Annotated in this window: 8 protein-coding genes; 3 read left to right on the top strand and 5 right to left on the bottom strand. The window is 73.5% G+C overall.

All coding sequences use genetic code 11. From position 1 onward, the window contains the following. Window positions 1-2: 2 nt before the first annotated feature. Entirely contained in the window at window positions 3-1790 is a 1788-nt protein-coding gene (locus tag KBX00_RS23260; protein WP_210830187.1) for a bifunctional (p)ppGpp synthetase/guanosine-3',5'-bis(diphosphate) 3'-pyrophosphohydrolase, read from the bottom strand. A 129-nt stretch (window positions 1791-1919) separates the two neighbouring features. Then, complete coding sequence (locus KBX00_RS23265; RefSeq protein WP_210830188.1) at window positions 1920-3674, bottom strand: DEDD exonuclease domain-containing protein; 1755 nt, start codon at window positions 3672-3674, stop codon at window positions 1920-1922. Between the two features lie 127 nt (window positions 3675-3801). On the opposite strand from KBX00_RS23265, the gene KBX00_RS23270 reads away from it, so the two are divergent. The 3 genes from KBX00_RS23270 to KBX00_RS23280 all read left to right on the top strand — a co-directional run bounded on the left by KBX00_RS23270 (window position 3802) and on the right by KBX00_RS23280 (window position 7794). Beyond that, window positions 3802-5232: an NYN domain-containing protein gene (locus tag KBX00_RS23270; protein ID WP_210830189.1), complete on the top strand. Its 1431-nt coding sequence runs from the start codon at window positions 3802-3804 to the stop codon at window positions 5230-5232. Between the two features lie 181 nt (window positions 5233-5413). Continuing rightward, the gene (locus KBX00_RS23275) at window positions 5414-6673 is read left to right on the top strand and encodes a M48 family metallopeptidase (protein WP_210830190.1); all 1260 of its coding nucleotides are present in this window, start codon (window positions 5414-5416) and stop codon (window positions 6671-6673) included. Further along, a complete protein-coding gene (locus KBX00_RS23280; protein ID WP_210830191.1) occupies window positions 6670-7794 on the top strand; it encodes a glycosyltransferase family 4 protein in 1125 nt (374 codons plus the stop codon). Before KBX00_RS23275 ends, KBX00_RS23280 begins: the two co-directional genes overlap by 4 nt. A 580-nt stretch (window positions 7795-8374) precedes the next feature. On the opposite strand, the gene KBX00_RS23285 is transcribed toward KBX00_RS23280, so the two are convergent. The 3 genes from KBX00_RS23285 to KBX00_RS23295 form a co-directional block, all read right to left on the bottom strand. After that, the gene (locus KBX00_RS23285; RefSeq protein ID WP_210830217.1) at window positions 8375-10030 is read right to left on the bottom strand and encodes a bifunctional diguanylate cyclase/phosphodiesterase; all 1656 of its coding nucleotides are present in this window, start codon (window positions 10028-10030) and stop codon (window positions 8375-8377) included. A gap of 79 nt (window positions 10031-10109) precedes the next feature. Then, a complete protein-coding gene (locus KBX00_RS23290; protein WP_210830192.1) occupies window positions 10110-10919 on the bottom strand; it encodes an SAM-dependent methyltransferase in 810 nt (269 codons plus the stop codon). A 163-nt stretch (window positions 10920-11082) separates the two neighbouring features. Next, window positions 11083-11751, bottom strand: a complete 669-nt coding sequence (locus KBX00_RS23295) for a response regulator transcription factor (protein WP_092382321.1) — start codon at window positions 11749-11751, stop codon at window positions 11083-11085.

Genomic DNA, 11751 nt, shown 5'->3' on the forward strand with positions numbered 1-11751 from the left:
GGTCACTGACGGTTATCGACCAGGTCGATGAGTTGGCACACCACGGCGTCCGGCTCGATGACCCGGTCGAAGACCGCGACCAGCAGGGTCTCCAGATCCGGGTAGCCGAGTTCCTCGGACAGCCGCAGCAGCGGCAGATCGCTGGCCAGTCCCCGGTTGTACTGGCGCAGGGCCAGCCCGATGGTGGCCCGGCCCAGCCGCACCTTGTCGCTGATCGAGATGCCCGGCTCGCTGTGCTCGGCGAACCACCTGTTGATCTGCATCTGCGCGTGCGGTGACTTGACGAACCCCAACCACTCGCGACGCGGCCCACGCGGGGCCACCTCGGCGTCGAGGCTGCTCTCTCCGTCGGTCTCGGTGAAGATCTCCACCACGTCGCCCTCCTCCAGCTCGGAGGAGAGCGGGACGAGCCGGCCGTTGACGCGGGCCGCCAGACACCGGTCGCCCCGGTCGGTACCCAGCTCGTAAGCCAGGTCGACCGGGGTGGCACCGGCCGGCAGTTCGATCTGCCGCCCCTCGGCGACCACCTGGATCTGCGCCTCGGACAGGTCGCAGCGCAGCGACTGCAGGAACTGGGCCGGGTCGGCCGCGTCCTGCTCCCAGTCCAGCACCCGGCGCAGCCAGTCGAGCTGCCCCGCGCGGGCCGTGGCCCCGCCGGAGCGGGGGAAGCGGAAGTCGGCGACCACCCCGAACTCGGCCGCCCGGTGCATCTCCGTGGTGCGGATCAGCACCTCGACCGTGCGGTTCTTCGGTCCGCAGACGCTTGTGTGCAGGGAGCGGTAGAGGTTGTTCTTCGGCGAGGCGATGAAGTCCTTGAACCGGCCCGGCACCGGCCGCCAGAGGCCGTGCACGGCACCGAGTGCCGCGTAACAGTCGGTTGCCGGTCCGTCGACCACGATGGTGATCCGGGGCAGGTCGAACGGAGCGGTGTGGCCGCCGGCCACGGTGTCCTTCCAGATCGAGTAGAGGTGCCGGGGTCGCGGTTTCACCTCCGCGTCGACCCGGCTGCGCCGCAGTGCCACCCTGGCCTGGGCGACCACCTCGGCGAGGTAGCCGTCCCAGCCGGGCCGGTCGTGCACGTGCCGCGCGATGCGGGCGTGCTCGTCCGGCTCGAGGTGCAGCAGCACCACGTCGTCCAGCTCCCGTTTCAGGGTCTGGATACCCAACCGGTCGCAGAGCGGTACCAGCACCTCCTGCGTCTTGCGGGCGATCCGCTCGCGGGAGGCGGCCGAGCGTACGCCGAGGGTGCGCATGTTGTGCAGCCGGTCGGCGAGCTTGATGATGAGCACCCGGACGTCCTTACCGGCCGCGATGATCATCTTGCGGATCGTCTCCGCCTCGGCGGCCTGCCCGTAGAACGCCTTGTCGAACTTGGTCACCCCGTCGACCAGGTGGGCGACCTCGTGGTCGAAGTCCTCCGCGAGGGCCTGCAGCGTGTAGCGGGTGTCCTCCACCGTGTCGTGCAGCAGCGCCGCCACCAGAGTGGTGGTGTCCATGCCGAGTTCCGCGCAGATCTGGGCGACCGCCAGCGGATGGGTGATGAACGGTTCCCCGCTCTTGCGGAACTGGCCGCGGTGCATGTTGTCCGCGATGGTGTACGCGCGACGCAGCACCGCCGGGTCGGCACCGGCGTGGATGGTGCGGTGGGTGCGTACCAGTTGGCCGACCGGCTCGGTCTCGGTGGTCGGCCAGGTGAGCAGCGATCGGAGTCGTCTGGTCAGGGGCAGCTCGCCGGGCTGTGTCGGGAGCGCACCGCCCAGGGCGCCGCCGTGGCCGGCGTTGACGTCCACCTGGGACACCCCCTCACGCCTGCTGCGCCACCACCGGAATCCGGCAAGCGGGAGCAGACCCTCGAAACGGGCAGGACTGCACTTCCTTAACAGAGTAAGTGAGTCGACGTAGTCCGATCGGACAGTTGCTCATGAGCGTTCGGACCAGAGTTGCCGGGACGCCGCGCTCTCCGCCTTTGTCAACAGGTCGCGGAACCGTGCCGCGCCGGCCACCGGGGAGGACCAACCGGCGGACATCTCGACCAGCCGGGTCTCCGGTCGCTCCAACCAGGACAGGATCCGCTCCGACTCCTCCGGGCTGGCCGCCGGGACCGGGCCGTGCCCGGCCGGCACCGTCTCGGCGGTGGCCCGGATGGCGGTCAACGTCGGTCGCGGGTGGACCCCGGGCGGCGACACGCCGGCACCGGCCAGCCGGCCGTGCCGTACCAGCGCCAGCTCCCAGCCCCCGCCGGCCGCGGGGTGCGCGGCGGCCACCTCGGCGAGCCCACTCAACGCGGCGAGGCGCTGCATGCGTACGGCGGCCCGCAGCACCGCCGCGAGGCGGGAGCGCAGTACGGCCGCGTCCTCGTAGCGCTGGCCGGCCGAGAGTGCCTCGATCCGGGCGAGCAGGGCGGCCACCACCGGCTGCGGATCGCCGGTGGTGGCGGTGGCGAACGGCGTGACCGCCCGGGCGTCGTACTCCTCGGGTGAGATCCGGTGCTCGCACGGTGCCGGGCAGCGGCCCAGCTCGGCAAGCGCGCAGGCCGGCGTGACGGTGCGCAGCGACAACCGGTGGGTGCACTGCCGTAGCGGCACCGCGTCGTGGAAGCCGGCGGCGGCCAGCTCGGCGGCCCGCCGCGAGGTGAACGGGCCGAGGTAGGCGCGGTCACCCGGGGAGATTTCCCGGACCACCGACAACCTGGGGTACGGCCCGTCGGTCAACTTCAGCCAGACCACCCGCTCCGGGTACTTCGACCGGCGATTGTACGGCGGGGCGTGCGCCGCGATGAGCCGCAGCTCACGCACCTCGGCCTCCAGCGAGTGCGCACACTCCACCGCCTCCACCCGCTCGGCGGCGGCCAGCATCTCCGAGATCCGGGCGCGTTTCTCCGCGGCGGTGAAGTAGCTGCGTACCCGGGTGGCGATGTCCCGGGAGGTGCCGACGTAGAGCGGTCGGTCGTCGGCGGCCCGGAAGATGTAGACCCCGGGGGAGTGGGGCAACCCGTCGGCCAGGTGCCGCTTGCGACGCTGCGTCGGGGTGACCGCGCGGGCGAACTCGATGGCGTCGCCGATGGTGTCGACCCGGTGCCCGCCGAGGCGGCCGATCAGCCCGTGCAGCACGTCGACGGTCGCCCGGGCGTCGTCCAGGGCCCGGTGGGTCGGCTGCGTGGCGGCGCGAAAGTACGCGGCGAGGGTGCCGAGCTTGCGGTTGGGCACCTCGTCGCGCAGCAGCACCCGCCGGGCCAGCGCCGCGGTGTCCAGCACCCGTGGGTTCGGCCACCGGTAGCCGTGCTTCGCGCAGGCCGCCTTGAGGAAGCCGACGTCGTACGGCGCGTTGTGGGCGACCAGAACGGCGTCCGAGACGAACTCCAGGAAGCTCGGCAGCACCTGCTCGATCGGCGGCGCCGGCAGCAGCATCGCCTGGGTGATGCCGGTCAGCACGGTGATGAAGGGTGGGATCGGCACCCCGGGGTTGACCAGGGTGGCCAGCACCCCCAGCTCCTCACCGCCGCGCACCTTGACCGCGCCGATCTCGGTGATGCCGCCGCCGTCGGGCGCGCCGCCGGTGGTCTCCAGGTCGACCACCACGAACGTCGTCGCGTACAGCGGCAACGCCGGGTCGACCCCGTCGACGGTCGGGTCGAGGCCGGCCAGCGGCGGTTGCCGGAATTCCTGTGCTGCCATCGGCGGCACCGTAACGGTCCGGTCCGACACTCGCGCCCCACCGGCCCCTCTGGTCACCACCGGTCTAGGATGAGAGATCGGCTCACTCACCGGGCGGTGGGCCCGGTCGCGGTGGGAGACTTGCCACATGCCCCTCACCGAGCCGCACGACGACAACCTCCCGCAGGAGGAGCAGGTCGTCGCAGTGCCCGCGGCCGGTGACGCTGCCACCGACGACCCGATGCCGGACACCGGGCCGGTGGACGCGGGGCAGCCGGAGCCGGAGCCGAGTCTGCCCGAGCCGGTGCGCCAGCGGATCGTCTCGCTCACCGCCGCCGTGCTGCCCGGTCTGCCCGCCGACGAGGTGCCCGTGCCGCTGCGACGGGTCGCCAAGTTCGCCCCGAATCGACGCGCCCGGCTCGGCGCGCCAGCGATCGCCGCCCAACTCACCGCCGATCCGCTGTTCCGGCAGCGGGTCACCGCCCGGGTGCTGGCCGACGCCGGTGACCTGGGCGCCGCCGTGGTGGAGGGCACCGCTCCCGCCGCCGCCGATCCGGTCGAGGTGGCGGCCCTGGCCTACCTGGCCCGTCCGCGCGGCTGGCGGGAGTTGATCGACGCCAGCGGGGCGGCGGTCCGCGCCGAGGCGGACACGGCGGTGGTGGCCGAACTGGTCCGGCAGGCCGAACAGCGGGCCACCCGGGCCGAGCACGACCGGGCGGTCGCCCGGGTGGAGGCCGACAAGCTGCGCGACGAACTGGCCCGGGTCCGCGAGGAACTGGGCCAACTGCGCGAGGAGGCCCGGCAACTGGCTCGTACGCTGCGGGAGAGCCAGGCCCGGGAGCGTCGGGCCAACGAGCTGCTGGCCACCGAGCGGGGCCGGGCGACCCGGGCCGCCGCCGACGCGGACGCCGAACTGCGTCGGGTCCGGGCCCGGCTGGCCGAGGCGGAGGCCGCGGCCGGCGCGGCCCGCAGCAGCGCCAAGGAGGCCCGCTCGGTCGACGACGCGCGACTGTGGCTGCTGCTGGAGACGATCGGTCAGGCCGCCGTCGGGCTGCGCCGGGAACTGGCCCTGGATCCGGTCGACAAGCTGCCCGCCGACTTCGTGGCCGACTCCTTCACCGACTCGCCCACCGCCACCGCGGCCACGGCCCGGGCCCAGGACACCGACGACCCGGCCCGGCTGGACCAGCTCCTGGCGTTGCCCCGGGCGCACCTGGTGGTCGACGGCTACAACGTGACCAAACGCGGCTTCGGGGATATGTCACTCGAACAGCAGCGCAAGCGGCTGGTGACCGGCCTCGGCGGGATCGCCGCGCAGACCGGTGACGAGGTCACCGTGGTCTTCGACGGCGCCGAACGGGTGCACGGCCTGCCACCCACCCCGCGTGGCGTGCGGGTGCTGTTCTCCCGCAAGGGTGAGACCGCCGACGAGTTGATCCGTCGGCTGGTCCGTGCCGAACCGCCGGGCCGCCCCGTGGTGGTGGTGTCCTCCGACCGCGAGGTCGCCGACGGGGTACGCCGGCACGGCGCGTACCCGCTGGGGGCGGACTCGCTGGTGCGCCGGCTGTCGCGGTCCTGAGCCCGCCGGCGGTGGTCCTGGGCCGGCCGTGCGGGTGGGTCGACGGGCGCGGGGCGGCTCCAGACCGGGACATAGGATGGGCGCCCATGGCGACAGGAACGGCGGGCATGAGGCGCACGGCGGGCGACGGATCGGTTCGCGTTCGCTGCGGCGGATCGCCGATGCCGGACGGAGCGGCGTGGTGAGCCCACGAGGATGGGCGTTGCTGACCCTGGCCGGGCTGGGTGTCGCCCTGGTCGTGGCGGCTCTGGTGCTGATCCCGTGGCAGCGCCCACCGGCCCCCCGGGCCGACCAACTCGCTGCCCTGCGCGACCTGCCGACCGAGCAGGTGGAGCGGGCCCGGCAGTTCCGGTCCGCGCTGCGACCCGGCGGATGGGCGGCGCTCGGCGTCGGGCTGCTGGTGGCCCTGGCGCTCGGGCTGACCCCGCTGGGCAGCCGCCTGGTCGAGTTGGCCGGGCGCCCCTTCGGCGGGCACTGGATCGCCCAGGCGATCCTCGGCGGACTGGCCGTGGTGCTGGTCGCCGATCTGGTGACCCTGCCGTTCTCGGCCTGGCGGCACAGCGTGCTCACCCGCTACGGGCTGGCCACCAACGGCTGGGGCGGCTGGGCGGTGGACCTGCTCAAGTCGTACGCGGTGAGCGCCGTCATCGGCGCGGTGGCGCTGCTCGGCTTCTACACCGTCATCCGACTCGCCCCCCGCTGGTGGTGGGCGTTCGGCGCGGCCGGCGCCGCCACCCTGGTGGTGCTGCTCTCCTTCGTGCTGCCGGTGCTTGTCGAGCCGGTCTTCAACCGGTTCCGTCCGATGGAGCCGTCGCCGCTGCGCAGCCAGCTGATCGAATTGGCCGAACGCGACGGGGTGCCGGTGCGCGACGTGTTGGTTGCCGACGCGTCCCGGCGCACCCGGGCGGTCAACGCGTACGTTTCCGGGTTGGGACCGACCCGCCGGGTGGTGGTCTACGACAACCTGCTGCGCGAGGCGACACCGGCCGAGGTGACCGCGGTGGTGGCGCACGAGCTGGGCCACGCCCGGGACCGGGACGTGCCGGTCGGCACGCTCACCGGCGCGCTCGGTGCCGCCGCCGCAGTGGTGGCGCTCTACCTGATCGGCTCCTGGCCACCGCTGCTGCGCCTGGCCGGGGTCGACTCGGTGGCGCAACCCCGCGCGTTCCCGCTGCTGCTCGCCCTGGTGACGGTGGCCGGTCTGGTCTTCGCCCCGGTGCAGGCGCTGATGTCGCGGCGGGTCGAGGCCCGCGCCGACGCGCACGCGCTGGCGTTGACCGGCGACCCGGCCGCGTTCGAGTCGATGCAGCGGCGGCTGTCCGCGGTCAACCTCTCCGACCCCGACCCGCCCCGCTGGGAGTACCTCTACTCGGCATCGCACCCGTCCACCGTGGAGCGGATCGCCGCCGCCCGCGCGTACGCCCGAAAGGTCGGCCGGTGAGCCGCACGTTGCTGGTGACGAACGATTTTCCGCCCCGGCCGGGCGGTATCCAGTCGTTCGTGCACAATCTCGCGGTACGCCAGCCGGCCGGTTCGGTGGTGGTGTACGCGTCGCGCTGGGCCGGGGCGGACAAGTTCGACGCCGACCAGCCGTTCGAGGTGGTGCGGGAGCGCACCAAGGTGTTGCTGCCCACCCCGCTCGTGGCGCGCCGGGCCGCCCGGCTGGCCCGGTCGTACGGCTGCGACACGGTCTGGTTCGGTGCGGCGGCTCCGCTCGGCCTGCTCGCCGCCGGGCTGCGTCGGCGGGCCGGGATCCGGCGGGTGGTCGCCCTGACCCACGGTCACGAGGTCGGCTGGGCGGCGCTGCCGCTGGCCCGGACGGCGCTGCGGCGCATCGCTCGGGACACCGACGTGGTGACCTACCTGGGGGAGTACACCCGCACCCGGCTGGCCCGGGCCGTCGACGGCCTGACCGAACTGCGGCGGCTCGCGCCCGGTGTGGACACCGACGTCTACCATCCGTCCGTCGACGGCGGCGCGGTGCGGCACCGGCTCGGCCTGGCCGATCGGCCGGTGGTGGTCTGCGTGTCGCGGCTGGTGCCCCGCAAGGGCCAGGACATGCTGATCCGGGCGATGCCGCTGATCCGCCGCCAGGTGCCCGACGCCGCGTTGCTGGTGGTCGGCGGTGGACCGTACCGGACCACGCTGGCCCGGCTGGCCCGCCAGTCCGGGGTGGAGCGGGACGTGGTCTTCACCGGTTCGGTGCCCTCGGCCGAACTGCCCGCCCACTACGCGGCCGGCGACGTCTACGCCATGCCGTGCCGTACCCGCAACCGGGGCCTGGACGTCGAAGGGCTCGGCATCGTCTACCTGGAGGCGTCGGCGACCGGCCTGCCCGTGGTCGCCGGCAACTCCGGCGGTGCCCCGGACGCGGTGCGCCAGGGCGAGACGGGCTACGTGGTGGACGGTCGGGATGTCGCCGAACTCGCCGACCGGGTGGCCACCCTGCTGGCCGACCGGGACCTGGCCCGGCAGTTCGGTGCCGCCGGCCGGGCCTGGGTGGAGCGGGAGTGGCGCTGGGAGACGCAGGCGGGACGCCTGGCGACGCTGCTCGCCGGCTGAGACACCGACGGGCCTCGCGTGTCCGGTGTAGCGGCCGGCCCGGGCCGAAGCTGTCGTCTGCGTCTGCGTCTGCGTCTGCGTCTGCGTCTGTCTCTGTGTCTGTGTCTGTGCCTGCGTCGGCGTCGGCGCGGCGGTCCGGGCCGTGGTGACCGGGTGGGTCAGGTGGCGGGGGCGGGCATGCAGGTGCCTCGGGGGGCGGCCCGGTTCGGCGCGCGGGTGCCTCGGGCCCGGGGCCGGGTGATGGTGTCGGCCACGCTGTCGAGCTGAGAGCGCAGGCGGATCGCTAACCGCTCACGGTCCGACGGCGCCGTGGTTCGACGGCGCCGTGGTTCGACGGCGCCGTGGTTCGACGGCGCCGTGGTTCGACGGCGCCGTGGTTCGACGGCGCCGTGGTTCGGCGATAGCACGAACGGTTCAGCTCGACAGTGTCCGCACACCCTGGTTCGGGTGGCGGCGGTGGCTGGTTCAGGGGTGCGGCGGCGGAGGTGGCTGGCAGAGCGTCAGGGTGGCGGACGTGGCTGGTCCAGCGTTGCGGTGGCGGCGGAGGCTGGTTCAGCGTTGCGGTGCGGCGGAGGCTGGTTCAGCGGATGCGGGCGAGGATGTGGTCGGGGGAGGCAGGGCGGCCGAAGTGCCAGCCCTGGCCGGCGTCGCAGCCGATCGCCCGCAGCCGCTCGGCCTGTCCGCCGGTCTCCACCCCCTCGGCGGTAACCGTCAGGTCCAGCGCGTGCGCCAGCGAGACCAGCGAGGCGAGGATCCGCTCGTCGGCGAGGGCCTCCGGGGTGCGCAGGCCACGAACGAACTCACCGGCCACCTTCAGCTCGGTCACCGGCAGGTCCCGTAGGTAGGCCAGATTGCTGTAGCCGGTGCCGAAGTCGTCGATGGCGATCCGGATGCCCAGGTCGGCGAGGGCACGAAGGGCACGTACCGGCTCCTCCGAGGTGGTCATCATCGTGCTCTCGGTGATCTCCAACTGGAGCCGGTTCGGGGGCAGGCCGGTACGCCGCAGCAGGGCCCGCACCTCCTGCACCAGACCGGGGCGGCGGACCTGACGGACCGCCAGGTTGACGCTGACGTACGGGGGCTGACCCGAGGTGGACGTCCAGCCGACCGCCTCGCGGCACGCCTCGGCGAGCACCCAGCCGCCGAGCTGCACGATCAACCCGGTCTCCTCGGCCAGACCGATGAAGCTGTCCGGGCGCAGCACCCCCAGCCGAGGGTGGCGCCACCGGACCAGCGCCTCGACGCCCAGCAGCGAGCCGTCGTGCAACGAGGCCAACGGCTGGTAGTCGAGGAAGAACTCACCCCGTTCCAGCCCCGCCGGGATGGCCGCGCACAGCTCCTGACGGGCCTGTTCCCGGCCGTCACGCTCCGCGTCGTACAGGGCCCACCCCGCGCCCCCGGCCGACTTGGCCCAGTGCAGGGTGCTGCCCGCGGCCCGCATCAGGTCGTCCGGTGAGGTCCCGGCGACCCGCCGCTCCACGATGCCCACGCTCGCCGTGACGGTCACGTCATGCCCGTCGACCACCACCGGCTCGGAGAGCGCGGCCAGCGCCGCCTCGGCGACGGCGACCACGTCGCCGGTGCCGGTGGACCGTTCGACAAGGACGACGAAGGCGTCCCCGCCGAGCCGCGCGACCAGGTGCGGCTCGACCGCCCGACGCAGTCGCCGCGCCGCCGCCACCAGGGCCCGGTCGCCGATCTGGTGCCCGAACGAGTCGTTCACCCGCTTGAACCGGTCGAGGTCGAGAAAGCACAGCCCGACCCGGCGGCCACCGCCGGCCGATGTGTCGACGGCGGCGGCGAGGCGTTCGGCGAAGAGCGTGCGGTTCGGCAGGTCGGTCAACGGGTCGTGGGTGGCCTGGTGCCGGAAGCGGGCCTCGCTGGCCCGTAGGGCCTGCTCCGCCTCGGCGCGGGCGGTCATCGCGGCCCGCCGGATGGACTCCTGCTCGTCGAGAGTCCGGTCCCGCAGCGCCCGGGCGTAGCCGGTGGCGACCGCGCCCAGCAGACGGGCCATCCGGTCCTCGATGTCGTCGGCGACCAGGTCGAGGTCGCGGACCAGGCGAAGCTGGATCACCTCGACGGTCCGGCCGAGCGCCTCGGCGGAGACGATGTGCGCGGCGACCAACTCGTCGGCGACCCGGTGCCCCACCCGCAGGTCGAGCGGCTCCGCCCGCAGCGCCTCGGCGAGCAGGTCGGTGAGCCGTTGCAGCAGCACCTCCAGCTGGGCGTGGGGCATCGGCAGAAAGCTGGTGCCCGCTACCGCCTTCGCCCAGGCGCGGGCGAACACGCCGACGCAGGGCCGGCCGTCCGCAGGCTCACCCACCGAGCCGCCCGACCCCGCCGAGGAACACCGCCCGTTCGGCGTCCTCGGCGCTCTCCGGCGTTTCCGGGCGCCACTGCGGCACCCACACCACGCCGGGCTCGACCAGCTCGAAGCCGTCGAAGAACCCGGTCAGCTCGGCCCGGCTGCGTACCCACAGCGGGCTGTCGGTGCGCCGGTAGACCTCCTCGGCCTCGGCTCGCTCGGCCTCGTCCCGGCCGTCGTCGCTGGCCTGCGACAGCACCAGGTAGCTGCCGGGGGCCAGGGCCGTGCGCAGGGTCCGCAGCACCTCGGCCGGCCGGTCGTCGTCGGAGACGAAGTGCAGCACTGCCACCACCAGCACGGCCATCGGCTGGGAGAAGTCGAGCATCGCGCGCACGTCGGGATGGGTCAGGATCCGCTCGGGTTGGCGCAGGTCCTCCTGGATGACCGCCGTACGGTCGTTGCCGGCCAGGATCTCCCGACTGTGCGCCACCGCGACCGGGTCGACGTCGACGTAGACCACCCGCGAGTCGGGGGCGTGCCGCTGCGCGATCTCGTGCACGTTGCCCACGGTGGGGATGCCGGAGCCGATGTCCAGGAACTGCCGGATGCCGGCGTCGGTGAGGAACTGCACGGCCCGGCGCAGGAAGGCGCGGTTGGCCTGGGCCATCAGTGGCGCCTGGGGCACCGCCGCCACCATCGCGCGCGCGGTCGCCCGGTCCACGGCGAAGTTGTGTGAGCCGCCGAGATAGTAGTCGTACATGCGGGCGACGCTGGGACGTTCGACGTCGATGGTCTCGGGTGCCCAGTCCGGCCGCTGCAAGTGCCTCACCCCTTCGCACGCCCTCGGCGGCGACGCCGCCCCGGCGGGTATTCTGCCCCGCTTTCGCGAGGGAGGCCATAGTCGGTACGGGCGGGCGGGCGATCGATGCGAAGATCCGTGCCCCGCCGAGGTGGGACACGGATCTTCGTCGGTGTCGCGCCGATCAGAACTTCGGCGCGTCCGGTGCCTCGAGCAGACCGAGCCGCAGCGCGGTCATCAGCGCCTGCGCCCGGTTGGCCGCGCCGAGCTTTTCGTAGAGCTTCGAGATGTGGGTCTTGGCGGTCGATTCGCTGACGAACAGCTGCTTGGCGATGCCGGCGACGCTCATGCCGTCGGCGAGCAGCCGCAGCACCTGACCCTCGCGGGGGGACAGCTGCGGGCCGGACGGGGCGAGTCGACGCTTCATCGCCTCGGCCAGGTCGGCGGCGGTGAAGGCGCTGGGGGAGGAGGCGGCGTGCCGGGCGGCGGCGACCACCTCGTCGGCCGGCGCGGTCTTCGGCACGAACGCGCTGGCCCCGGCCTCCAGGGCACCGAAGAGCTGGTCGTCGCCGGCGTACATGGTGAGCACCACGATGCCCATGGACACGCTGGACTTGCGCAGCGCCCGGGTGGCCTCCAGGCCGCTGCCGTCGGGCAGCCGCAGGTCCATGATCACCACGTCCGGTTGCAGGGCACCGGCCTGCCGGACGCCCTCCGCCGCGGTGGCTGCCTCGCCGACGACCTCGAACTGCCGGTCTCGCTCGAAGGCGTGCCGCAGGCCCTTGCGGATCAAGTCGTGATCGTCGACAAGGAGGACCTTGGTACGGGTTGCCGGTGTCGGGCTTGTGGTCAT

Origin of the sequence: Micromonospora sp. C95, from assembly GCF_018070465.1 — a bacterium.
In the GTDB taxonomy this organism is placed as follows: domain Bacteria; phylum Actinomycetota; class Actinomycetes; order Mycobacteriales; family Micromonosporaceae; genus Micromonospora.

Coding starts and splice junctions, on each gene's coding strand:
- KBX00_RS23285 (WP_210830217.1), bottom strand. CDS start 10,030: ATGCCCCACGCCCAGCTGGAGGTGCTGCTGCAACGGCTCACCGACCTG.
- KBX00_RS23265 (WP_210830188.1), bottom strand. CDS start 3,674: ATGGCAGCACAGGAATTCCGGCAACCGCCGCTGGCCGGCCTCGACCCG.
- KBX00_RS23270 (WP_210830189.1), top strand. CDS start 3,802: ATGCCCCTCACCGAGCCGCACGACGACAACCTCCCGCAGGAGGAGCAG.
- KBX00_RS23295 (WP_092382321.1), bottom strand. CDS start 11,751: ATGACCACAAGCCCGACACCGGCAACCCGTACCAAGGTCCTCCTTGTC.